The organism is Microbacterium terrae, from assembly GCF_017831975.1.
GTDB classification, from domain to species: Bacteria; Actinomycetota; Actinomycetes; order Actinomycetales; family Microbacteriaceae; genus Microbacterium; species Microbacterium terrae.
The window spans coordinates 660,285-681,019 of sequence record NZ_JAFDSS010000001.1 but is presented as its reverse complement, the minus strand read 5'-3'; the positions used below and the strand labels follow the sequence as shown (position 1 = coordinate 681,019).

Here is a 20,735-nt window from a genome sequence, read left to right as displayed (position 1 = left end):
TCAGGACAGCGCGTCGATCAGCTGGGCCTTCGTCATGCGCGAGTACCCGGTGACACCGCTGTTGCGCGCGCGCAGACGCAGCGCCGCCACGGTGAAGGTGGTGAGTTCGGGAGCGGATGCTTCTCCCTCGGGCTCGGCGGGTGCGGGCTCGGCAGGCTCGGGCTCGGTCGACACGGGCTCGACGGCGGGCTCGGGCGCCGCGGGGGCCGCGTCGGCCGCGGGCTCATCCGCGTCGCCGCCTGCCAGCTCCGCCGCGAGCGTCTCCTGAGCGGCGCGTGCCTCGCGCTCGGCCTTCTCCGCCTGACGCGCAGCCTTCGCGGCGAGCTTCTTCAGCTCCTTCGCCTCGGCCTTGCGCGCTGCCGCCGCCTCGGCGGCGCGTGCGGCATCGGCTGCTGCCCGCTCGGCCTCGGCCTTGAGCCGTGCCTTCTTCTCGGCCTTGTCGACGGCTGCGCGCGTGGCCTTCACCAGTCGCGCCTCCGCGCGCGACGCCCGGTCGGCGACCTTGCGCGGGTTCTTGCGGATGGCCTTCTTCGACACATCCGCGGCATCCTTCGCATCCTCTGCGAGTTCCCGCACCTTCTTCGCGGCCTTGCGCGGCAGGCTCTTCGCCGCCTTCTTCGCGTCTTTCGCGGCCGCGGCCGCATCCTCGATCGCGTCGTACGCCTTGCGCTCGGCCTTGGCCGATTTCGTGGTCTTCGCCATGACCGCACGATATCGCGCTCGGGTGAACTCCCCTCCCCTCCCTCGTGCACGGATCGCCCGCCGTCTGAGCGTCGTTCACCTCCCGTTCACCGTTCCAGCGCACTCTCTTAAGAGTCCGCGCCTACGTTTCAGTGCGTGCCCTGCACCAGGGCCATCACCCGAGGCCTCACCGGGCCTATTTCTCTGACACGTGAAGGATTCACACAGTGAAGATCTCCCGCATCGCCCAGGTGGGCGCTGTCGCCGCAGTCGCGGCCCTCGCCCTCGCCGGCTGCGCCTCGAACGAGACCCCGGCCGGTGGCGACACCGACGCCCCCGCCACGAGCGACCTGTCCGGCGCGATCGCCGGTGGCGGCGCATCGTCGCAGGAGGTCGCCGTCTCGGCGTGGACCGCCGGCTTCCAGACCGCGAACCCCGATGTCGACGTGACCTACGACCCCGCCGGCTCCGGCGCGGGCCGCGAGTCGTTCCAGGCGGGCGCCTTCCCGTTCGCCGGTTCCGACCGCGCCTTCAAGATCGACGAGATCGAGGCCGGCCCGTTCGACGGCTGCGTCGACGGCTCGGGCATCATCGAGCTCCCGACCTACATCTCGCCGATCGCGGTCATCTTCAACATCGAGGGCGTCGACGCGCTCAACCTCGACGCCGCCACGATCGCGGGCCTGTTCGCCGGCACGATCACCAACTGGAACGACCCGGCCATCGCCGCGCTGAACGAGGGCGTCGAGCTTCCCGACCTCGCCGTGGTGCCCGTGCACCGCGCCGACGACTCGGGCACCACCGAGAACTTCACCGACTACCTCGGCCAGGCCGCCGCCGACGTCTGGACCTTCGAGGCGGACGGCGTGTGGCCGTCGGATGTCGCCGTCGCCGGCGAGGCAGCCCAGGGCACGTCGGGCGTCGTCTCGGCAGTCTCCGGGGGCAACGGCTCGATCGGCTACGCCGACGCGTCGCGCGCCGCCGAAGAGGGCCTGTCGTCCGCTTCGGTGCAGGTCGGCGACGAGTTCGTCGCCTACTCGCCCGAGGCCGCTGCCGCCATCGTCGACGCGTCGCCGTTCGAAGAGGGCCGCGGCGAGGGTGACCTCGCGATCGCGCTCGACCGCACCTCGGAAGAGGCCGGCGTCTACCCGATCGTCCTCGTCAGCTACATGATCGCCTGCCAGGAGTACGCCGACGCCGAGGCTGCGCCGATCGTCAAGGCCTACCTCGAGTACGTCGCGAGCGCCGAGGGCCAGGACGCCGCAGCGGCCGCCTCGGGCAACGCGCCGATCTCCGACGCGCTGCGCGAGCAGGTCAACGCGGCGATCGAGCTCATCGTCGCCGAGTAAGCCGCACCGATACCCGGCCCGGCTGCCGCCGGGCCGGGTATCGCCGGTTCCAGACCACACCGAACCAGAAGGACACCATGACCACCACGACCGCCCAGGCGGGCAAGGTCAAGCAGCGGGCAGGAGACCGCTGGTTCTCGGGCACCGCGCTCGCGGCCGGAACCATGATCCTGGTCACCCTCGCAGCTGTGGCGATCTTCCTGATCGTCCAGTCGATCCCCGGACTCACGGCCACCGGCGAGACCGCGTCATTGCTCTCCGGAAACTTCTGGGAGTACGTCTGGCCGCTCGCCTTCGGCACGGTGTGGGCGTCGTTCCTCGCACTCCTCCTCGCCGTCCCCCTCGCCGTCTCGGTCGCGCTGTTCATCTCGCACTACGCGCCGCGCCGCCTCGCGCAGGGCCTCGGCTACGTCGTCGACCTGCTGGCGGCCGTTCCGTCGGTCGTCTTCGGCCTCTGGGGCATCATGGTGCTCGCCCCCGCCGTCCAGCCGGTCTACGCCTGGCTGAACGAGAACATGGGCTGGATCCCCCTCTTCGGCGGCACGGTGTCGAACACCGGGCGCACGATCTTCACCGCGGCGATGGTGCTCGCCGTCATGGTCGTGCCGATCATCACCGCCATCTGCCGCGAGATCTTCCTGCAGACCCCGGTCCTCCACGAGGAGGCCGCCCTCGCCCTCGGCGCCACGCGCTGGGAGATGATCCGCATGGCCGTCTTCCCCTTCGGCCGCAGCGGCATCGTCTCCGCCTCGATGCTCGGTCTCGGCCGCGCCCTCGGCGAGACCATGGCCGTCGCCATGGTGCTGTCGATCTCGAACCGCATCACCTTCGAGCTCTTCACCTCCGACAACCCGGGCACCATCCCCGCGAACATCGCCCTCACGTTCCCCGAGGCCTACGGCCTCAACATCAACGTCCTCATCGCGACGGGCCTCATCCTCTTCATCGTCACCTTCGCCGTGAACGCGATCGCACGCTGGATCGTCAGTCGCCGCAAGGAATTCTCGGGAGCCAACTGACATGACTGCGACGACTGCTCCCGCGGGCACCACGCCCCCCGTCATCCGCCCGAGCCAGGCACTGCGCCTCACTAGTGGCCGGCTTCCGAAATGGGCTCCCTGGGCGATCCTCGCCGCGAGCGCCGCGATCGCCGCCGTCGTGATCGGCATCTTCGCCATCTCGGCCGGCGAGTTCAACATCGGCGGCTGGGCGGTGCTCACCGCGATCGCCTACCTGGTGCTGATCACCGTCATCTCCTCGCTCGTCGAGGGTCGCCGCAAGGGGGTCGACCGCCTCGTCACGGGTGTCGTCGCGACGGCCTTCGCGATCGCGATGGTGCCCCTCGTCTCGGTGGCGATCACCGTCGTGGTCAACGGCGTCGCGGGCCTCTCGGCCGAGTTCTTCTCCTCGTCGATGCGCAACGTCGTCGGCGAGGGCGGCGGAGCACTCCACGCGATCGTCGGCACGGTGCTGATCACCCTGGCCGCTGCCATCATCTCGATCCCGATCGGCATCTTCACCGCGATCTACCTGATCGAATACGGCAACGACAGCCGGCTCGCGCGCGGCATCACCTTCCTCGTCGACGTGATGACGGGCATCCCCTCGATCGTCGCCGGTCTGTTCGCCTACGCGCTGTTCGCGATCTTCTTCGAGCCCGGCATCCGCATGGGCATCATGGGCTCCATCGCGCTCTCGGTGCTGATGATCCCCGTCGTCGTCCGCTCGACCGAGGAGATGCTGCGCCTCGTGCCCAACGAGCTGCGTGAGGCGTCGTACGCGCTGGGTGTGCCCAAGTGGCTCACCATCGCCAAGGTCGTGCTCCCCACCTCGATCGCCGGCATCACCACGGGCGTCATGCTGTCGATCTCGCGCGTCATCGGCGAGACCGCGCCGCTGCTGCTGACCGCGGGGGTCGCCACGTCGATGAACTACAACCTCTTCGACGGCCGCATGATGACCCTTCCGGTGTTCGCGTACTCGCAGTACATGAACCAGGGCATCCCCGCACAGGCCTACATCGACCGCGCCTGGGCCGCCGCGCTCGTCCTCATCGTCCTCGTCATGCTGCTCAACCTCATCGCCCGCATCGTGGCGAAGGTCTTCTCGCCCAAGCTCGGCCGCTGACGCCCCTACTTCTCTCCACCCGAAGGAACCGACAGGAACCATGTCCAAGAGCATCGAAGTCAACGACCTCAACGTCTACTACGGCGACTTCCTGGCCGTCGAGGGCGTCGCGCTCGACATCGAGCCCCGCAGCGTCACCGCCTTCATCGGCCCGTCGGGCTGTGGCAAGTCGACGTTCCTGCGCACCCTGAACCGCATGCACGAGGTCATCCCCGGAGCACGCGTCGAGGGCGAGGTCCTCCTCGACGGCGAGAACCTGTACGGCGCGAACGTCGACCCGGTGCTCGTGCGCCGCCAGGTCGGCATGGTCTTCCAGCGCCCCAACCCGTTCCCGACGATGTCGATCAAGGAGAACGTTCTGGCGGGCGTGAAGCTCAACAACAAGAAGATCGCGAAGTCCGACGCCGACGCGCTCGTCGAGAAGTCGCTGCGCGGCGCCAACCTCTGGAACGAGGTCAAGGACCGCCTCGACAAGCCCGGCTCGGGTCTGTCGGGCGGCCAGCAGCAGCGCCTGTGCATCGCGCGCGCCATCGCGGTGTCGCCCGAGGTGATCCTGATGGACGAGCCGTGCTCGGCGCTCGACCCGATCTCGACCTACGCGATCGAGGAGCTGATCGGCGAGCTGAAGAACGACTACACCGTCGTCATCGTCACGCACAATATGCAGCAGGCGTCGCGCGTCTCCGACAAGACGGCGTTCTTCAACATCGCCGGCACCGGCAAGCCGGGCAAGCTGATCGAGTACAACGACACCACCACGATCTTCACCACGCCGTCGGTGCAGGCGACCGAGGACTACGTCTCGGGCCGCTTCGGGTGATCCGTCGCGAGCGCGAACAGCGTCTCGACCAGTGACCGCGGGTCCGCCCCGGCATCCCATCCGCTCGCGACGAGCTGCTGGAAGCCGATGACCGCGGCGACCACGATCACGGCCCGGCGGTGCGACTCCGACGCGGCGATACCTGTCGCGACGAGCAGTTCCTCGAGATACTGCACGCGCCGGTCGGTGACCGCGGCGACCGCAGCGCTCACCTCGGCCGCCGCAGCATCGGCATAGAGCGTCCGCTCCCCCGAGCGCATCGCGGTACGGTGCGCGATCGTATCGAGGAGTGCGGCGAGGCGTTCCTTCGGGTTCTCGATGCGATCGACATCGCGGATGAGGTCTTCGGTCTCGAGCTCACGCCACCTCTCGAGGACCGCGTCGACGAGTGCGCCCCGGTCGGCGAAATGCCAGTAGAACGAGCCCTTCGTCGATCCCAGCATCCGCGCGATCGGCTCGACGGCGACGGCGCCGATCCCGTCTTCGCTGAAGCGGGCGTAGGCCGCATCAACCCAGTCGGACCTCGCGAGCCTTGCCATGTCCGTACCGTACCGTATAGTTTGGCTCCTCAGAACCATACGCATGCGTATGCACCTTTGGAGGCAGACGATGGCACAGCCGATGCTCTGGTCGCTCGCACTCGAAGACATCGCCGACCCCGACTACACCCAGGTCTGGCTCGACGTGCTTCCCGCTCATGCGACCGCGGACCCCGCAGCCTGGGCGCGCAACCTGTTCTCGACCGCAGCGCTCCCCCGCTGGGTCGCGTCGGCCGTCGCCGTCGCGACGCTCGGCCGCCGCGCCGGGCACTGCACGACCTTCGACGTACGCCGGGTGCAGTCCGGGGAAGCGCTCGTGGGCATCGACGCGCGCCGCGTCGACGTGCGCTTCGGCATCGGCGTCGACGAAGAGCACGCCCTCATCCGCGTCGTGAGCGCGATGCGCTTCAAAGGCGGCGGCTCGCGGCTGTGGACGCTGCCCGCGCGGCTCGGGCTGGCGGTGCTCATGCGCGGCATGATCGCACGCGCACGACGTCACCTGTCGGGCGTCACGCGCTGAGCCGCACCGGCTCTGCTGCGGTCAGTCGCGCGGGCTCAGCAGGTGGCGGTTGAAGGATGCCGTCGCCTCGGCGTCCAGCGCGAGGTCGCGCCCGTCGATCCGTCGGATCGGCGCGGCGAGTCGCACGCTCGACACCAGCCACGCGGCATCCGCCTCGCCGAGCATCGACACCGGAACCGTCTCGTACGATGTCTCCTCGCCGAGCGCCTCGAGATGTTCGAAGAGGCTGAGCTGGGTGGTGCCGTGCAGGATGCCGCCGTTCGGCGCCGGAGTGACGAAACGGCCGTCGACTCGGAGGATGAGCGACGCGGTCGGCGCCTCGAGCACGAACCCGTCACTGGTGACGTACACCGCGTCGTCGGCGCCCCGCCGCTTCGCCTCGCGGATCGAGGCCATGTTGACCGCGTACGAGAGCGTCTTCGCCCCGAGGAGCAGCCACGGCGCGCGAGCCGGAACGTCGATGCCGTAACCGCGGTCGAGGGTGACGACGGTGATGCCCTCGGTGCGCGCGCGAGTGTTGTCGGCCGCCTCCGCAGCCGTCACCCACGCGGTCGGGGTCGGCCCATGCTCGACGCCGCGGCTCAGGATGAGCTTGATCACGGCCTCCGCGTCGGCGGGGCAGTGCGTCGCCGCGATGTCGATCGCCTGGCGCCACTGCCGAGCGCTCGGCGCGGGAAGATCGCAGATCGACGCGGAATGCGCGAGCCGGTCGAGGTGTGCATCGACCTCCTGCGCGTGGCCGTCGATCACCCCGATCGACTCGAAGATGCCGTCGCCGCGCTGCGTGCTGAGCTCCCCCACGCTCAGCGCCGGCGCGGACGGGTCGATCTCGGTGAACGTGCCCCCGAAGTCGGTGCGCGAGTCGTCGGATGCCGCGGGCTCGATCACGAGCGCGAATCGCCAGGTCATGCTCCGAGCCTAGGGCTCGGGAATGCCACGGCGCCCGTGTCCGTTACACTGGATCGGCCGGGCCGCAGTAACCCCGGGCTCCAAAATTTGCCGCTACGAGCGGCACCGCGCCGAGAGGCGTTCTGCGGCCCGGCATCTTCTTGCTCCGGCGCGGGTCGGGTCGACCACACCGGCGAATCGTCAGGTCAGGGCGTCGCGGCGCCAGAGGGCGGCGCAGGCCGCCAGATCTCCGGCGTAGTCCGACAGCCGCAGGGCGCGCGTGGTGAACGCCGACGCACGATCGGGTTCGGTCTGCTCGTAGTCGTCGGCCAGGTGCGTAGCGCCGGATGCCTGCACCCGGCAGAACGCGGCAGCCCGGTCGAGCGCCACGGCGAAGTCGCCCACGAACACGCCGCGCAAGATCGCGTCGATGAGGGTGACGAGCTCATCGGGACCGGCCGGCACGGGCGCGCCGGCCACCACGGCGTCGGCCGATGCCAGCTCGACCCGACCGCGCTCGTACAGGAGCGCCGCCGTCTGGGCGTCGTCGTGGATCATCAGCTGCAGCAGATACAGGCGCCAGAGCGCCCCCGGCAGGGTCTTCGCGGGCGAGCGCGACCACAGCTCGGCGACGTCGTCGATGCCGTTCTCGTCGGTGAAGGCCACGAGGCGGTCGACCACCTCGCCGTCGGGCTGCTCCCGCACCCGCGACAGCAGCGCGTGCGCCGTGGAATGCGCGACACGCGAGACCTCGGCAGGATCCTCGGCGGAGAACAGGCGATCGAAGAGTTCGGCGGGGCGCCGAACCGGCTTGTGGAACTCTCTCGAACCGTCGCTCATCGAATCCAGGGTACCCGCGGCGACGAGGGCGGGCTCCCGCCGCATCCTCGCCGCCGCCTCCCACGGCAGGCACATGGTCGATCCGTCACGCCTGGTTGATGCGGATGTGGTTTCCCGCCGGGTCGCGGAACGCGCAGTCCCGCGGACCCCAATCCTGCGCGATGGGCTCCTGGAGCACCTCGGCGCCCGACGCACGGAGCCGTTCGAAGACGGCGTCGAGATCGGAGGCGGTGAAGACGTAGGGCCCGGGGCCCGACCCCTTCACGATGAGGCGCTGGAGCGCCTCGGCGTCTTCGGGCGAGCGACCGGCGGACGGGTCGGACACCACGGCGGCGAGCCCGGGCTGGCCGGCGAACCCGAAGCTCACCCAGCGGTGACCGTCGTACGACACGTCGTTGACGATCTCGAGACCGAGACCGTCGCGGTAGAACGGCAGGGCGGCGTCGACGTCGTCGACGGTGATGGGGCAGTAGGAGAGCGCGATCGTTGACATGCCTGCCACGCTACGGCGCGGCTTCCCGGCATGCTTCTCCGATCCTGCTCGCTTCCGTCGCGCACGGGGCGCGTCGGGCGTCAGGCGTAGCGCACCGGCCGCGTGAGGATCTTCGCGACGCACAGCGGCATGACCTCGGCAGCCTCATGGGGCCGTGCTCGATACGCGCTCGGCGTCTCCCCCACGATCTCGGTGAACGTCGACGAGAACGAGCCGAGCGAGGTCGCACCGACCGCGGTGCAGGCATCCGTCACCGACGAACCCGCGCGCAGCAGCGCCATGGCCCGCTCGATGCGGCGCGTCATGAGGTACGCGTACGGGGTCTCGCCATACGCCGCCTTGAACTCGCGGGAGAAGTGCGCCGGCGACATCAGCGCCTGCGCTGCCATCGTCGGCACGTCGAGCGGCTCAGCGTATGCGCGGTCCATGAGGTCGCGTGCCCGGCGGAGATGCGCCAGTGTCTGCGTCGTCTGCTTCGCGGATGCCACGCGCCCAGGCTACCCGGGCGAGCGCCGCCGCAGGAGGCGAGTGAGGGCCGCTGGCCCCGCCGCAGGCGGCGAATCAGGCCGCGGGCCCCGTCGGCACGACGACGATGGGCTCCGTCGACGGCGCCCCCGTGGGCGACCCACCCGCGGGCTCGACCGTGACGGCGATCGCGTCTCCGGCTTCCATCGCGCCGTCGAGCAGCGCCACGGTCTGGCCCGACGCCGCCGCGTCGAACGTGCCCGCCGAGATCGGCTCATCGCCGCGTACGTACCAGAGCTCGAAGTCCTCGTCGTCGGCGATCGCGGGGAGACCCGCAGAAGTCAGCACGACCTTGCCGACCGATTCCGACCAGTGCACGGTCGCCGTTCCACCGTCGGTGAGCACCGCCGCCGACGACTGGGCGTCGGGGGCCGACTCGATCTCGGCGAGGGCGACCTGCGCCGGAGTGCGGTTGACGAGTTCGTTGACCGTCGCCGCGCCGAACCCCAGCACGACGAGGAGGACGACGGATGCGGCGAGCGCGAGGAGCCCCCGCGTCCAGTTCCGCCGCTCGACGGCCTGGATCGTCGACGTGGTCGGCGCCGGCTCGACGAAGGGCGCAGCATCCGTCGCCGTCTCCGGCTCGGGAGCGGCGGCATCGGGCTCGTCGGGTACCTCGACGGGCGCATCCTCCGAGGATTCCGGTCCGGCGTCGTCCCGGTCGCCCTGCGGCAGGATCGCGATGGTCGACAGCAGGGTCGAGCGCAGCGTCAGCGGCGGCGCGACCTCGGTCGTCGCGGCGGCGAGCGCGGCGACGGTCTCGCCGTCGGCGTCGGCGATCGACTGCCACTCGGGGTGCTCGGCGAGCGCGCGCTCGAAAGCGGCGCTTTCGTCGGGCGACAGCGCATGCAGCGCGTGCCCCGCGGAGAGTTCCGCGAATTCCTGCTCGTTCATGCCGTCACCCCCATTTCGCTGCGCAGGCGAGACAAGCCGTCTCGCATCCTGGTCTTGATCGTTCCGAGCGGCGCCCCCACCAGCGCCGCGATCTCGCTCTGACTGTAACCGCCGTAATACGCGAGGGTGAGAGCCTCGCGCTGTGGTTCCGGGAGGCCCGCGAGAGCCTGTGTCACGCGCGTCCCCTCGATCCGCAGCTCCACCTGCTCCGCGACCTGGTCGTGAGCCACGTCGAGGTCTCGGAACCCCGCGCGGATGTCACGATCGGTGCTGGACTGTGAAGCCCGCACGCGGTCGACCGCCCGGCGGTGTGCGATCGTGAGGACCCACGATCTCCCCTGGCCTCTGTTCGGAGCGAAGCGGCCGGCGGATTGCCAGATCTCGAGAAAGACCTCCTGGAGCACCTCTTCGCTCTGCGCACGGTCGACGAGGACGCGCAGGATGAGGCCGAACACGCGCGGCGAGAGCATGTCGTAGACGCGGGCGAAGGCGTTCTGGTCGCCGTCGGCGACGCGCACGAGGAGCTCGCCGACGTGATCGCTCGGCGTCTCGGCGTGCTCCGGCACGTCTATGCCGTCGATGACCATGTCCACCAGCATGCCCTACTCCTCTCCCCGATCGCCTCACGCACCGCCGAACGCCCCCTGCGCGCTCACCCGAACGTGAACGAATACGCCTCGACCCCCGACGACACCTCGATCTCGAGGACTCCCGCCTCGCCGTCGGCCCCCTCGAGCAGGGCGTACGAGCGCGGGGTGCCGTCGACGGCGATCGTCTCGCGGCTGCCGTCGTCGCGAACGAGCTGGACGGTGCCGCTCCCGCCCGCCACCAGGCGCACCTCGCGGGCGCGATAGTCGAGACGGATGCTCGCGCTGTCGCCGGGCGCGGGTGTGGCGTACTGCGTCTCGAGGCGCCACGCGCCGTCGAGCGCGAACGAGTCGGCGGGCTGGTCGTCGGGGAAGGCGTACTCGCCCTCGCCGGCGCGGTAGTCCTCGTCGCCGCCGAAGTTCACGTCCTTCGCCGAGCCCAGGTACGTCTCCTGCGTGCGGTCGGCGGCGTCGGGCGTCTCGTCCTCGACGTCTGTGGAGCCGGGAAGGCCGATGCCGGGCTGCGCGTCTTCCAGCAGCTCGCGGATGAGCTTCTCGGTGGCGGCGTAGTTGCCCTCGCCGAACGCGATGTGACGCACCACGCCGTCGGCGTCGATCAGGTAGTGCGCGGGCCAGTAGCGGTTCCGGTAGTTCGTCCAGGTCGAGAGGGTGTTGTCGAGGGCGACCGGGTACTCGATGCCGAAGTCACGGGCGCCGGCTGCGACGTTCGCGGCATCCTTCTCGAACGCGTACTCGGGCGAGTGGATGCCGATGACCTGCAGCCCCGCGTCGCGGTAGGTCTCATCCCAGGCGACCACATGCGGGATGCTGCGCTGGCAGTTGATGCAGGAGTAGGCCCAGAAGTCGATCAGCACGACCTGGCCGCGCAGGTCGTCGAGATCGAGCCCCTCGCCGTCGGGCGTGTTCAGCCAACCCTCGATGCCGCGGATGCTCGGCGCCGTGCCGCACGATTCGAGCTCGACGGCGCCGTTCGAGCACTGGTCGAGCTCGGCGTTCTCGTCGTTGACAAGGCCGCCGAGGTCGAGGGCGCGGCGGGCCTCGTCGCTGTCGGTGAGGTCGCGCTGCAGGTTCGCGGTGTAGTCGGGCACGAGGCGCTGAAGCAGCTGCGGCACGTTGAAGACGAGACCCACGGCGAGCGCGAGCATCGCGATGCCCGCAGCGATGCGGATGCCGCGCTCGTGCGTGCGGAACACGCGGATGCGCTGCACCAGACCGCGACCGGCGAGTGCGAAGGCGAGGAGCGGGATGGCCACACCGATCGCGAACGAGACGGTGAGGAGGATCGTGTCGGGACCTATGCGGCCGGTCGAGCCGGCGACGATGATCGCCGCGAGAACGGGTCCGGCGCACGGCACGAACACCGTGCCGAGCGCGAGGCCGACGCCGAAGCCGCTCCCCCGGTTCTTCACCTCGCGTCGAGAGGTGAGCCGCTGGAAGGGACGCTCGATCAGCTGCTCGAAGCGCGGCACGAGCATCCCGATCCCGATGATGACGAGCACGGCGATGCCGGCCCAGCGCAGCACGTCCTGAGGCAGGTTGAGCGCCCCCAGGATCAGCGTTCCGGCGAGCGTCACGATCGTGAAGCTCAAGACGAGTCCGGCGATGACGAGGAACGGCCGCCAGCGCGAGGCGGGTGCGACACCTCGATCCTCGCCGTCGAACGTGGCCGACTGCGCGCCTCCCGTGAGGAAGACGACGGGCAGCACGGGAAGGATGCAGGGCGAGATTCCGGTGATGAGTCCGCCGAGCAGGCCGATGATCACGAGCGACATGATGCCTCCGACGGGTCCGGGTGTGTACCGGTGTTGTTCGCCTCCGACCCCGCATCGGATTGGCCGGCCGGCGCATCCGCTCTCTTCTCGGGCACCGCGTGGAGAAGATTTCCGATCCGTCCGCAATCCGATCCCTCGACCACTCCGAAGGACCTGTTGACGCCGCACCCCGCGGCGCGTCCAGTCACCACGGAGGAAGTCATGTCACGCATCACCAGGAAGCGCCTCTCGGCGGGACTCGCCCTCGCAGTCGCAGCCACCTTCGCCCTGTCGGCCTGCTCGATGGGAGCGACCACCACCGCAGAGCCCACCGAGGACTCGTCGATGGCCTCGGAAGAGCCCATGGACGACGGCGCCGACACCATGGACCCGGCGGCGAACCTCGTCGGCCCGGGCTGCGAGGCGTACGCCGAGGCCGTCCCCGACGGTTCCGGCTCGATCGAGGGCATGTCGGCCGACCCGGTCGCCGTCGCCGCTTCGAACAACCCGCTGCTCACGACGCTCACCGCTGCCGTCAGCGGCCAGCTCAACCCCGACGTCGACCTCGTCGACACGCTCAACGGTGACGAGTTCACCGTCTTCGCCCCGGTCGACGAGGCGTTCGCCGCGATCGACCCGGCCGTGATCGAGTCGCTGAAGACCGACTCCGAGACGCTGTCGTCGATCCTCACGTACCACGTCGTCCCCGGCCAGATCGAGCCGGCCGACATCGCGGGTACCCACACCACCGTCCAGGGCACCGACCTCGAGGTCACCGGCTCGGGCGAGGAGTGGATGGTCAACGACGCCAACGTCATCTGCGGCGGCGTGCAGACCGCCAACGCGACGGTCTACCTCATCGACGCGGTGCTGATGCCCTCGATGTGACCTCGCTTCACCGACAGCGACCGCTGGTGCAGACCGCACCGGCGGTCGCTGTCGTTCGCCAGGTCTTGCGACTCCGATTAGGCTTGATCGTCGCGGGCCTCTAGCTCAGTCGGTAGAGCATCGGACTTTTAATCCGCGGGTCGTGGGTTCGAGCCCCACGGGGCCCACCGCATTCTGATCGCCGCGATCCCTTCTCTTGACGAGGGTCGCGGCGTTTCGTTCGCACTGTTTCAAGGAACGTGACGTTCGGCCTGGTGAATCAGGTCGCTTCAGTCCGCCGGCGCCGGCGTACGACCGATCGTGAACCAGAGGATGAGTCCGATCCACGGGACGAGCAGCGCGATGAGAACCCAGACAGCCTTCGCAGTTCCGGACGCCACACGATTGCGAGCGATGCTGACGACAGTGACGACGAACGGAATGATCCAGATGACGGCGAGGATGATCAGGTGCCATCCGCTGAGGTTCCCATGCATGGGCTTCAGTCTGGCACTCGCGTAGGGCAGGGACGACTTGTCCACATGCGCGTGCGCGATCCGGTCTGCGATCGAGCAGCTCATCCATCCCCACTTGCATTCGGCGCCGATTCCGAACGGTGGAGGACCCGAGCGCGGCGATAGAGCTTGCAGCGGGAAAGGTGAGGATGGCCGGAATCGTGCTCCCTGTGTCGTTCCCGACCCTGGAGCCTTGGGGGCCGCCACGTCATCGTTGCTCCCATGCATTCACCTCGAGCGACGAACGTGTCACGGGCCACGGTCCTGATCGACCACCAGCCGGCGAGCTATCTCACCGTTGAGCAGGATGGGCCGGTGGCGATACTGCTTCACGGTACCTACTGGAGCCGGGTCTGGCTTCCCGTGCTCCAAGGACTGGCGGATGCTGGACTGCGTCCGATCGCGGTCGACCTTCCCGGGCTCGGCCGATCCGGCGGGGAACTCACCCTGGCATCAGCCGCAGTTCCCGCACTCGCAGAGTGGGTGAGTCGATTCGCCGATGCGCTCGAGCTCGACGGCCCGATCGCGGTCGCTGGGCACGACATCGGCGGCGCCGTCGCGCAGCACCTCCTCGTCCGCGGCACTCGGGAGGTTTCAGCGCTCGCCCTCGTCAACTCGGTCACCTACGACTCGTGGCCAGTGCCCGGTGTGGCCAAGTACCGAGACCCGGCGGTTGTCGCAGCGACCACCGTCGACGAGATCCTCGGCGCGCGACGCTTGGCGGTGACGGCCGCGCTTGCCGGCGCCGCCACCGAGCCGTTGGTCGGCGAGTACCTCGAACCATGGTCCGACGTGCGGGTCTGCCGCTCATGGATGAACCTCGCCGGGGCCGCCGACAGCAGGTACACGCTCGACCTCGTGCCCGCACTGCAGCAGTCACCCACACCCAAGCTGCTGATCTGGGGCGAGGACGACACCTTCCAGAAAGTCGAATACGCCGAACGCTTCACATCAGAGATCCCGCACACCACGCTCGCCCGCATTCCGAACGCCGGCCACATACCCATGGAGAACGCTCCCGACCGCGTGGCGACACTGCTGGCCGACTTCCTGAAGGCCGCGCCCGTCACCGGCGGCCGCACAGCGGCAGCACGCCGACTCAGTTTCGGCGACGAGAACCGATGAGGACCGATCTGAGAGGACAAGAGCGCTCCGTCGGTCCCAAAATCGCGCCAGGAAAGCGGACCGTCATTCGAGCTGGCCAGCTGCCCCCGTGAGCGCTGTCGCGTCGGCGTGGAGGTCAGGTGTAGCTTTCCCTTACCTCCGTCGAAGGGCGCGCATGGCAGACATCGCCATCAAGACCGAAGCTCGCATGCTTCCGCACACGATCGCCCTTGTCGTCATCGGGCTTGCGGGGCTGGCTATGGCGACCGTGCTCACGTCGGTGGCCAACGGCGTCACGACGCGAACGTGGGACGAGCCCGGTGATGACGCACTCGTAGCTGCGTTGACGGCGTGGACCGACGTCGCCGTCACCGCGGGGATCGTCGCTCTCGTCGGAGCGGTCGTGCTCGCTGGAGTTGCCGAGATCGCCCGCCGAATCGTCCGGGAGCCCGCACCGGCGAGAGACGTGCCGCGCGACTAGTGGGACGACTGCCACTGCGGACGGTCCGCTGGCCGGCATCCATCGAGTGATCCACCACGGTGTTTGCCGATGCCGACATCTGAGATCGTCGATGCCTGGTTCGAGGAGTACGACAATCCCCAGAAGGACCTGGTCGACGCGGTCAGGCGGGTCGTCCTCGACACCGACGATCGCGTGACCGAGACCATCAAGTGGCGGGCGCCGACGTTCATGTACCGGGGAAACATCGCGTCCTTCTTTCCGAAGTCGCTGGCGCACGTGAGCCTGATGTTCCACACCGGCGCGTCGCTCCCCGACCCCGAAGGCATCCTCGACGGGGAGGGCGCGACATCTCGCGTCGCGAAGTTCGCAGATGCCGCGGAGCTCGCGAAGAAGACCCCCGCCCTTCAGGAGCTCGTGCGAGCGTGGGTCCGCGAAAAGGACAGCTCCTCACGGTAAGCAATGCGTGAGCTGCCTCGAGCAGTCGGGTATGGATCCCCGCGCCGCTTGTACCTGGTCGCGAGCGACGTCCTACGGGCCCACCCAGCACCACAGCGTCACCGCACCCGCACCGTCAGGCGAGTGCGCGGGCCAGCTCCATCTCGCGGCCGTTGTCGCCGTCGATCATGCCGCCGGTCGCGCGGAAGCCGAGTCGCGCATAGGCGGCCTGCGCACGGGCGTTCTCGGTGTGCACGTCGAGGATGAGCGTGTCGCAGCCCTGCGCGCGCGCCCACTCCGCCGCGGCCGAGAACAGGTCGTCGAGGATGCCCTGGCCCCGATGCGCGGGCGAGACGTACACGGCCACCGCGAGCGCCGTGCCCGCCTGACGGATGCGACCGAAGTAGTCGGCGGAGCCCGGTTCGGGGATGAGGATCGTCACCGTGCCCACCCACGTCGGGCCCACCTCGGCGATGAACTGAGCCGCCGACGCGGACAGCGCAGCCCCTGCGGCCCGCTCGTCCCAGAAGCTGCTCGGGCGAGCCGCGGCGTCGTCGTGGGTCTCGAGGAAGGCGATTCCCGCCGCGGGGTCGCCGAGCGCCTCGAGCCGCAGCGCGCGCAGGCGCCCGCCGTCGGTCGCGAACACGCGACGCACGTGAGCGTCAGGCACCGGACTCCACGAGCTCGGCGCCCGCGTGCGCGAGTTCGGCGAGCGCCGCCTCGCTCGATTGCTCCGCGACACCGGCGATCAGGTCGGTGAGCACGCGCACGTGGCGCCCGTGCTCGATGGCGTCGAGAGCGGATGCGCGCACGCAGTAGTCGGTCGCGATACCCGTCACGTCGACATCGACCACGCCGTGCGCGTCGAGCAGGTGCGACACCGTCTCGCCGGCATCCGTCGTGCCCTCGAGGAGCGAGTACGCGGGCTTGCCCTGCCCCTTCTTCACGTGGTGGGTGACCGCGCCCGTGTCGAGGCCGGGGTCGTACTCCGCGCCGGGCGTGCCGCTCACACAGTGCACCGGCCAGCTGTCGACGAAGTCCGGCTCGCCGGCGGCGAAATGCCCGCCGTTGTCGGTGTCGCCGTCGTGCCAGTCGCGCGAGGCGACGATGACCGTGTACTCCTCGGCGTGGGTGACGAGATAGCGCGAGATCGCCGCGGCGACGGCATCCCCTCCCGCCACGCCGAGGGCTCCGCCCTCGGTGAAGTCGTTCTGGACGTCGACGATGAACAGCGCCTTGGTCATGTGTCGAGCGTACGACGATACTCGTCGCGCGTCAGCGGATGCCCGTCGTCGGCGACCAGCTCGGGGTCGGTCTCGGCGGGGAGCGCCTCGGCGTGTGCCACGACTCCTCCTGCCGCGTCGGCCTCGGCAGCGGAACCCGGCGCGTCAGTGACCGGAGCCGCACCACCGGCGGAGTTGCGGCCTGCGACATCGCCCCGCCACAGCTTCGACGGCCACCAGATCGCCGGGCCGATGTCGTACGACAGCGCGGGCACGAGGAGCGACCGCACCACGAACGTGTCGAGGAGCACGCCGAACGCGACGATGAAGGCGATCTGAGCGAGGAACAGGATCGGGATCACGCCGAGTGCGGCGAACGTCGCGGCCAGCACCAGACCGGCGGAGGTGATCACGCCTCCGGTCGCGACGAGTCCGCGCAGGATGCCCGGCCGCGTGCCGTGGATCAGGGACTCCTCGCGCACTCGCGACATCAGGAAGATGTTGTAGTCGACGCCGAGGGCGACGAGGAAGACGAATCCGTAGAGCGGCACCGCAGGGTCGGCGCCGGGCATGCCGAACACGCCGTTGAAGACGAGCGCGCTGACGCCGAGCGCGGTGCCGAACGACAGGATGACCGTCGCGATGAGCAGCACCGGCGCCACGATGGAGCGCAGCAGCAGCATGAGGATGACGAAGATCACCGCGAGGATCACCGGGATGATCACCGTGCGGTCGCGGATCGACGTGTCGTTGGTGTCGATGTCGGTTGCCGTCTCTCCGCCGACGATCGCGACACCCGCTCCCAACTCGTCGTCGAGGGCGACGCGGAGCTCCCGCACAGTGTCTTCCGCGGCGACCGAGTCGGCGGCATCGGTGAGGGTGCCGACCACCAGCACATCGCCGTCGTCGACGGTGGGCTCCGGCGCCGGAGTTCCGGGCGGGCCGACCGCCGTCAGCACGGCTTCGCCACCCTCGACCTCGACCGCGGCCTGGCCTGTCGGCGAGTCATCCGAGGCCACGGCCACTGAGTCGATGCCGTCCTGATCCTCGAGCACCGTCGCGGTCGCGGCGAGCTCGTCCTCCGGCACGATCACGTAGACGGGTGATCCGGAGCCCGCCGGGAAGTGCTCGGCCAGCACCTCCTGCCCGTCGCGCGCCTCAGATGCACCGAGCACCAGATCACTGGTGGGCACGCCGTCGGCCTTGAGCTGCGTGATCCCGAGGGCGCCGACGAGCAGCACGAGCGTGCACGCGATCCACACCGTGCGCGCGTGGCGCGCCACGAAGCGCGCCTGCCGCGGCCAGAGACCGGTGACCGGCTCGGTCAGGTCGTCGGGGATGCTCGCCATCGGCGCCTTCGGGATGAACGGCCAGAAGGCCGCGCGGCCGAAGATGGCCAGCAGCGCCGGCAGGAAGGTGAGGGCCGAGAGCACCGAGAACGCGATGCCGATCGAGGCGATCGGGCCGAGCGCACGGTTGGTGGCGAGGTCGGAGAGCAGCAGGCACAGCAGCCCCGCGATGACCGTGCCGCCCGAGGCGAGGATCGGCTCGAACGCGCCGCGCCAGGCGCGCAGCGTGGCATCCCATCGACGATCCCCGTCGGCGACCGCCTCGCGGAAGCGTGCCACGTACAGGAGCGCGTAGTCGGTGGCGGCGCCGATCACGAGGATGAAGAGGATGCCCTGCACCTGACCGTTGAGCACCACGATGCCCGCGTATGCCAGCCACCACACCGTGAGGAGTGCGACGCAGAGGGCGAACATACTCGTCATGAGCACGAGCACGGGCAGAAGCGGCGAGCGGTAGACGATCACCAGGATGATGAACACCGCGATGAGGGCGACCGCCAGCAGCAGTCCGTCGATGCCCAGGAAGCCCTCGACCAGGTCGGCGGTGAACCCGGCAGGACCGGTCACCCAGCCCTCCAGACCGTCGGGGAGCCCGGATTCGACGGCCTGCCGCACCTCGCCGACGATCGCATCGACTTCGCCCGAGGCATCGACCGGCACGAAGATCTGCGCGGCGTCTCCGTCGTCGGACGGGATGGGCGGTGACACGCCGTCTTCGACGCCGTCGATCGCTGCGATGTCGTCGGCCAGAGTCTGCAGGTCGGCGAGCTCGTCATCGGTGAGCGCCGAGTCCGATTCGACCACGACCACCGCGGGGATCGTGTCATCGCCGAGGAAGTGGGCGAGCCGCTCATTGACCTGCGTGGCGTCGGCGCTCTCGGGCAGGAACGACGATCGATCGTTGGTCGAGACCTCGTCGACCTTGCCGAAGTACGGGCCGCCGAGCGATCCGCCGACCAGCCAGACGAGCACGAGGAGCGCGGGGATGCCGACGCGCAGCCATCGGGTGGGCTGCCTGCGCGCGTGGTGAGGGTTCGCCATTTCGCTAGCTTATCTAGCGAAATGGCGATTCGCGAGTTTCGTATGCTGAGACTCGTGCTCGCCGCCTTCATCGCCCTCGCGGGCGCCCTCGTCTACGGCGCGGCGGACTTCTTCGGCGGTCTCTCCGCGCGAAGACTCCGCTCGGTCGTCGTCACCTCGGCCGCCGCAGCATCGGGTCTCGTCGCCCTCGTCATCGCGCTCCCCTTCGTCGGCGGCGCCTGGATCGGCGTCGACATCGCCTGGGGCGTGCTCGCCGGCGCCTTCGGCGTCGTGGCGATCGCCCTCCTTTACGCGTGCCTCGCCATCGGCCCGATGAGCATCCTCTCGCCGCTCACCGCCGTGGTGTCGGCGATCGCCCCGATGCTGTGGGGACTCCTCGTGAAGGGCGACTCGCTCTCCCCCGTCGGCTACGCCGGCCTCGCGGTCGCGCTGATCGCGGTGGTGCTCGTCGGCTTCATCCCCGGCGACGGCGTCGTGCGTCCGAGCATCCGAGGCGTGGTGATGGCAGGGGGTGCCGGGCTCGCGATCGGCGGCTTCCTCATCGTGATCGATCTCACGAGCGCCGAAAGCGGGCTGGTGCCGCTCGTCGCGAGCCGGGCGACGACCGTCGTCATCACCGCCGGCATCATCGGCGCGCTGGCCGTGGGCGCGGCGCGTGCCGGCCGCGGCGCGGCATCCGTCTTCGGCGCACACGGCGCATCCGTCGGCGCCACGCCGACCGGTCATGCCGACCTCGAGCACGCGACGGGGCCGATCGCCGTGCGCGTGACGCCGGGGAGCGCCTGGCGGTTCGCCCTGGTGTGCGGCGTGCTCGATGCCGCCGCCAACGCCCTGGCGCTGATCGCGCTGCGCGAGGGCGACCTGTCTGTCGTCTCGGCGCTCACGGCCCTGTACCCGGCGGGCACGATCCTCCTCGCGGCGGTCGTGCTGCGCGAGCGGGTCGCGGCGGTGCAGTGGCTCGGCCTCGCGCTGGCGCTCGTCGCGGGCGGAATGCTCGCGCTGGGCTGACCCGATCGGCTGCGTCGGCGCGCCGCGCGGCTCAGCCTCGGATGAAGAGCACGACGACGGATGCCGCGAACGCGAGGACTCCGACGCCGACGAGGCCGAGGCCCAGCAGCATGACCGCGCGCACCGCCGGCGAGTGCCGGGTGAGACGCATCCGCCCGGGGACGCCCTGCCGGTAGAAGATGTCGGCCATGTCGTCGGTGCCGATCTGGCGATCCTGGTCGTGTGAGAGAGCCGCTTCGCCGACGCCGCCCTCGTGGTCGAACCACCGCACGAGCCTGCCCGAGTCGGACTCCTCGACGACCGCGCGGGCGGCGAACCAGGTTCCGTCGGCGAGTCGCAGGATGAGGGCGAAGGTGAGGACGAAGAGCCCCGTGCCGACGCCGATCCACGCGAAGATCTCGAGGATGGCGTCCAGAGCCTGCTCAGCCACCGTTCCTCCGCATCCGCCCTGCCGGGCGAGCCCGGATACGGAAAACGGCCGCCTGCAGCGGCCGCTTCCGGTTCGGAGCCACCTAAGGGAATCGAACCCTTGACCTATTCATTACGAGTGAATCGCTCTGCCGACTGAGCTAAGGTGGCGTACTCCGCTTGCGCGACGCACGATGAGCAATCTTACAGGGTCGCGGGACGCCGCGCGAACCACGCCGCATCCGCCCGGCGGTGTCGACGTGTTACGGGGATGTTTCGCGATCGTC

24 protein-coding genes and 2 tRNA genes are annotated in these 20,735 nt (G+C 69.6%); 11 read left to right on the top strand and 15 right to left on the bottom strand.

The genetic code is table 11. The features are described from left to right. Nucleotides 1-702 carry a hypothetical protein gene (locus JOD63_RS03130; protein ID WP_045275199.1) on the bottom strand — a complete coding sequence of 234 codons (702 nt, stop codon included), beginning with the start codon at nt 700-702 and terminating at the stop codon, nt 1-3. Between the two features lie 206 nt (nt 703-908). Here JOD63_RS03130 and JOD63_RS03125 point away from each other — a divergent pair, with 206 nt between their 5' ends. From JOD63_RS03125 to pstB, 4 genes are all read left to right on the top strand, one after another. After that, on the top strand, nt 909-2,030 hold the full coding sequence (locus JOD63_RS03125) for a phosphate ABC transporter substrate-binding protein PstS (protein WP_045275200.1): 1,122 nt from the start codon (nt 909-911) through the stop codon (nt 2,028-2,030). Between the two features lie 77 nt (nt 2,031-2,107). Beyond that, complete coding sequence (pstC, locus tag JOD63_RS03120) at nt 2,108-3,049, top strand: phosphate ABC transporter permease subunit PstC (protein ID WP_045275201.1); 942 nt, start codon at nt 2,108-2,110, stop codon at nt 3,047-3,049. 1 nt (nt 3,050) lies between these two features. Beyond that, nucleotides 3,051-4,157: a phosphate ABC transporter permease PstA gene (gene pstA, locus JOD63_RS03115; protein ID WP_084613447.1), complete on the top strand. Its 1,107-nt coding sequence runs from the start codon at nt 3,051-3,053 to the stop codon at nt 4,155-4,157. 40 nt (nt 4,158-4,197) lie between these two features. Then, a complete protein-coding gene (gene pstB / locus JOD63_RS03110) occupies nt 4,198-4,977 on the top strand; it encodes a phosphate ABC transporter ATP-binding protein PstB (protein ID WP_045275202.1) in 780 nt (259 codons plus the stop codon). On the opposite strand, the gene JOD63_RS03105 is transcribed toward pstB, so the two are convergent. Continuing rightward, entirely contained in the window at nt 4,953-5,516 is a 564-nt protein-coding gene (locus JOD63_RS03105; protein WP_052682468.1) for a TetR/AcrR family transcriptional regulator, read from the bottom strand. The genes pstB and JOD63_RS03105 overlap by 25 nt on opposite strands. 70 nt (nt 5,517-5,586) lie before the next feature. Here JOD63_RS03105 and JOD63_RS03100 point away from each other — a divergent pair, with 70 nt between their 5' ends. Further along, nucleotides 5,587-6,036, top strand: a complete 450-nt coding sequence (locus JOD63_RS03100; RefSeq protein ID WP_045275204.1) for a hypothetical protein — start codon at nt 5,587-5,589, stop codon at nt 6,034-6,036. A gap of 21 nt (nt 6,037-6,057) precedes the next feature. On the opposite strand, the gene JOD63_RS03095 is transcribed toward JOD63_RS03100, so the two are convergent. The 7 genes from JOD63_RS03095 to JOD63_RS03065 all read right to left on the bottom strand — a co-directional run bounded on the left by JOD63_RS03095 (nt 6,058) and on the right by JOD63_RS03065 (nt 12,056). Beyond that, nucleotides 6,058-6,945 (bottom strand): aminodeoxychorismate lyase, encoded by an 888-nt coding sequence (locus JOD63_RS03095; RefSeq protein ID WP_045275205.1) that lies wholly within the window; start codon nt 6,943-6,945, stop codon nt 6,058-6,060. Nucleotides 6,946-7,125: 180 nt separating this feature from the next. Beyond that, nucleotides 7,126-7,764 carry a hypothetical protein gene (locus tag JOD63_RS03090; RefSeq protein WP_045275231.1) on the bottom strand — a complete coding sequence of 213 codons (639 nt, stop codon included), beginning with the start codon at nt 7,762-7,764 and terminating at the stop codon, nt 7,126-7,128. Between the two features lie 85 nt (nt 7,765-7,849). Then, nucleotides 7,850-8,257: a VOC family protein gene (locus tag JOD63_RS03085; RefSeq protein ID WP_045275232.1), complete on the bottom strand. Its 408-nt coding sequence runs from the start codon at nt 8,255-8,257 to the stop codon at nt 7,850-7,852. Between the two features lie 80 nt (nt 8,258-8,337). Further along, nucleotides 8,338-8,685 (bottom strand): helix-turn-helix transcriptional regulator, encoded by a 348-nt coding sequence (locus tag JOD63_RS03080; protein WP_045275233.1) that lies wholly within the window; start codon nt 8,683-8,685, stop codon nt 8,338-8,340. A gap of 133 nt (nt 8,686-8,818) precedes the next feature. Beyond that, nucleotides 8,819-9,676, bottom strand: a complete 858-nt coding sequence (locus JOD63_RS03075) for an anti-sigma factor (protein WP_045275206.1) — start codon at nt 9,674-9,676, stop codon at nt 8,819-8,821. Continuing rightward, entirely contained in the window at nt 9,673-10,275 is a 603-nt protein-coding gene (sigK, locus tag JOD63_RS03070; RefSeq protein WP_211088034.1) for an ECF RNA polymerase sigma factor SigK, read from the bottom strand. The genes JOD63_RS03075 and sigK overlap by 4 nt, the downstream gene beginning before the upstream one ends. 53 nt (nt 10,276-10,328) lie before the next feature. Beyond that, nucleotides 10,329-12,056 (bottom strand): cytochrome c biogenesis protein DipZ, encoded by a 1,728-nt coding sequence (locus tag JOD63_RS03065; protein WP_045275207.1) that lies wholly within the window; start codon nt 12,054-12,056, stop codon nt 10,329-10,331. Between the two features lie 201 nt (nt 12,057-12,257). Here JOD63_RS03065 and JOD63_RS03060 point away from each other — a divergent pair, with 201 nt between their 5' ends. Both JOD63_RS03060 and JOD63_RS03055 read left to right on the top strand, forming a co-directional pair. Further along, the gene (locus JOD63_RS03060) at nt 12,258-12,923 is read left to right on the top strand and encodes a fasciclin domain-containing protein (RefSeq protein WP_045275208.1); all 666 of its coding nucleotides are present in this window, start codon (nt 12,258-12,260) and stop codon (nt 12,921-12,923) included. A gap of 94 nt (nt 12,924-13,017) precedes the next feature. Continuing rightward, nucleotides 13,018-13,090, top strand: a tRNA-Lys gene (locus JOD63_RS03055). A gap of 102 nt (nt 13,091-13,192) precedes the next feature. Here JOD63_RS03055 and JOD63_RS03050 read toward each other — a convergent pair. After that, nucleotides 13,193-13,399: a PLDc N-terminal domain-containing protein gene (locus tag JOD63_RS03050; protein WP_045275235.1), complete on the bottom strand. Its 207-nt coding sequence runs from the start codon at nt 13,397-13,399 to the stop codon at nt 13,193-13,195. A 333-nt stretch (nt 13,400-13,732) separates the two neighbouring features. Between JOD63_RS03050 and JOD63_RS03045 the strand changes: the two genes are divergently transcribed. The 3 genes from JOD63_RS03045 to JOD63_RS03035 all read left to right on the top strand — a co-directional run bounded on the left by JOD63_RS03045 (nt 13,733) and on the right by JOD63_RS03035 (nt 15,440). After that, entirely contained in the window at nt 13,733-14,542 is an 810-nt protein-coding gene (locus tag JOD63_RS03045; protein ID WP_245617958.1) for an alpha/beta fold hydrolase, read from the top strand. 154 nt (nt 14,543-14,696) lie between these two features. After that, on the top strand, nt 14,697-15,002 hold the full coding sequence (locus JOD63_RS03040; protein ID WP_045275210.1) for a hypothetical protein: 306 nt from the start codon (nt 14,697-14,699) through the stop codon (nt 15,000-15,002). Nucleotides 15,003-15,071: 69 nt separating this feature from the next. Further along, a complete protein-coding gene (locus JOD63_RS03035; protein ID WP_045275211.1) occupies nt 15,072-15,440 on the top strand; it encodes a DUF1801 domain-containing protein in 369 nt (122 codons plus the stop codon). Nucleotides 15,441-15,555: 115 nt separating this feature from the next. On the opposite strand, the gene JOD63_RS03030 is transcribed toward JOD63_RS03035, so the two are convergent. Genes JOD63_RS03030 through JOD63_RS03020 form a run of 3 tightly spaced genes read right to left on the bottom strand, consistent with a single transcriptional unit; the run spans nt 15,556 to nt 19,032 of the window. Next, on the bottom strand, nt 15,556-16,089 hold the full coding sequence (locus JOD63_RS03030) for a GNAT family N-acetyltransferase (RefSeq protein WP_045275212.1): 534 nt from the start codon (nt 16,087-16,089) through the stop codon (nt 15,556-15,558). Beyond that, a complete protein-coding gene (locus tag JOD63_RS03025; RefSeq protein ID WP_045275213.1) occupies nt 16,082-16,663 on the bottom strand; it encodes an isochorismatase family protein in 582 nt (193 codons plus the stop codon). Before JOD63_RS03025 ends, JOD63_RS03030 begins: the two co-directional genes overlap by 8 nt. After that, on the bottom strand, nt 16,660-19,032 hold the full coding sequence (locus tag JOD63_RS03020; protein ID WP_045275214.1) for an MMPL family transporter: 2,373 nt from the start codon (nt 19,030-19,032) through the stop codon (nt 16,660-16,662). The genes JOD63_RS03025 and JOD63_RS03020 overlap by 4 nt, the downstream gene beginning before the upstream one ends. Nucleotides 19,033-19,086: 54 nt before the next feature. Here JOD63_RS03020 and JOD63_RS18155 point away from each other — a divergent pair, with 54 nt between their 5' ends. After that, nucleotides 19,087-20,040 (top strand): EamA family transporter, encoded by a 954-nt coding sequence (locus JOD63_RS18155; RefSeq protein ID WP_045275236.1) that lies wholly within the window; start codon nt 19,087-19,089, stop codon nt 20,038-20,040. Nucleotides 20,041-20,071: 31 nt separating this feature from the next. On the opposite strand, the gene JOD63_RS03010 is transcribed toward JOD63_RS18155, so the two are convergent. Further along, nucleotides 20,072-20,470, bottom strand: a complete 399-nt coding sequence (locus JOD63_RS03010) for a hypothetical protein (protein WP_045275215.1) — start codon at nt 20,468-20,470, stop codon at nt 20,072-20,074. 76 nt (nt 20,471-20,546) lie between these two features. Further along, nucleotides 20,547-20,619: transfer RNA gene (locus JOD63_RS03005), tRNA-Thr, on the bottom strand. Between the last annotated feature and the right edge of the window lie 116 nt (nt 20,620-20,735).

Bases quoted from the DNA above. Each gene is read 5' to 3' on its own strand.
- JOD63_RS03035 (WP_045275211.1), top strand. From the start codon at position 15,072: ATGCCGACATCTGAGATCGTCGATGCCTGGTTCGAGGAGTACGACAAT.
- JOD63_RS03100 (WP_045275204.1), top strand. From the start codon at position 5,587: ATGGCACAGCCGATGCTCTGGTCGCTCGCACTCGAAGACATCGCCGAC.
- JOD63_RS03085 (WP_045275232.1), bottom strand. From the start codon at position 8,257: ATGTCAACGATCGCGCTCTCCTACTGCCCCATCACCGTCGACGACGTC.
- sigK (WP_211088034.1), bottom strand. From the start codon at position 10,275: ATGCTGGTGGACATGGTCATCGACGGCATAGACGTGCCGGAGCACGCC.
- JOD63_RS03050 (WP_045275235.1), bottom strand. From the start codon at position 13,399: ATGCATGGGAACCTCAGCGGATGGCACCTGATCATCCTCGCCGTCATC.
- JOD63_RS03020 (WP_045275214.1), bottom strand. From the start codon at position 19,032: ATGGCGAACCCTCACCACGCGCGCAGGCAGCCCACCCGATGGCTGCGC.
- JOD63_RS03075 (WP_045275206.1), bottom strand. From the start codon at position 9,676: ATGAACGAGCAGGAATTCGCGGAACTCTCCGCGGGGCACGCGCTGCAT.
- JOD63_RS03130 (WP_045275199.1), bottom strand. From the start codon at position 702: ATGGCGAAGACCACGAAATCGGCCAAGGCCGAGCGCAAGGCGTACGAC.
- JOD63_RS03080 (WP_045275233.1), bottom strand. From the start codon at position 8,685: ATGGACCGCGCATACGCTGAGCCGCTCGACGTGCCGACGATGGCAGCG.
- JOD63_RS03040 (WP_045275210.1), top strand. From the start codon at position 14,697: ATGGCAGACATCGCCATCAAGACCGAAGCTCGCATGCTTCCGCACACG.
- JOD63_RS03065 (WP_045275207.1), bottom strand. From the start codon at position 12,056: ATGTCGCTCGTGATCATCGGCCTGCTCGGCGGACTCATCACCGGAATC.
- pstB (WP_045275202.1), top strand. From the start codon at position 4,198: ATGTCCAAGAGCATCGAAGTCAACGACCTCAACGTCTACTACGGCGAC.
- JOD63_RS03105 (WP_052682468.1), bottom strand. From the start codon at position 5,516: ATGGCAAGGCTCGCGAGGTCCGACTGGGTTGATGCGGCCTACGCCCGC.
- JOD63_RS03025 (WP_045275213.1), bottom strand. From the start codon at position 16,663: ATGACCAAGGCGCTGTTCATCGTCGACGTCCAGAACGACTTCACCGAG.
- JOD63_RS03060 (WP_045275208.1), top strand. From the start codon at position 12,258: ATGTCACGCATCACCAGGAAGCGCCTCTCGGCGGGACTCGCCCTCGCA.
- pstC (WP_045275201.1), top strand. From the start codon at position 2,108: ATGACCACCACGACCGCCCAGGCGGGCAAGGTCAAGCAGCGGGCAGGA.
- JOD63_RS03095 (WP_045275205.1), bottom strand. From the start codon at position 6,945: ATGACCTGGCGATTCGCGCTCGTGATCGAGCCCGCGGCATCCGACGAC.
- pstA (WP_084613447.1), top strand. From the start codon at position 3,051: ATGACTGCGACGACTGCTCCCGCGGGCACCACGCCCCCCGTCATCCGC.
- JOD63_RS03090 (WP_045275231.1), bottom strand. From the start codon at position 7,764: ATGAGCGACGGTTCGAGAGAGTTCCACAAGCCGGTTCGGCGCCCCGCC.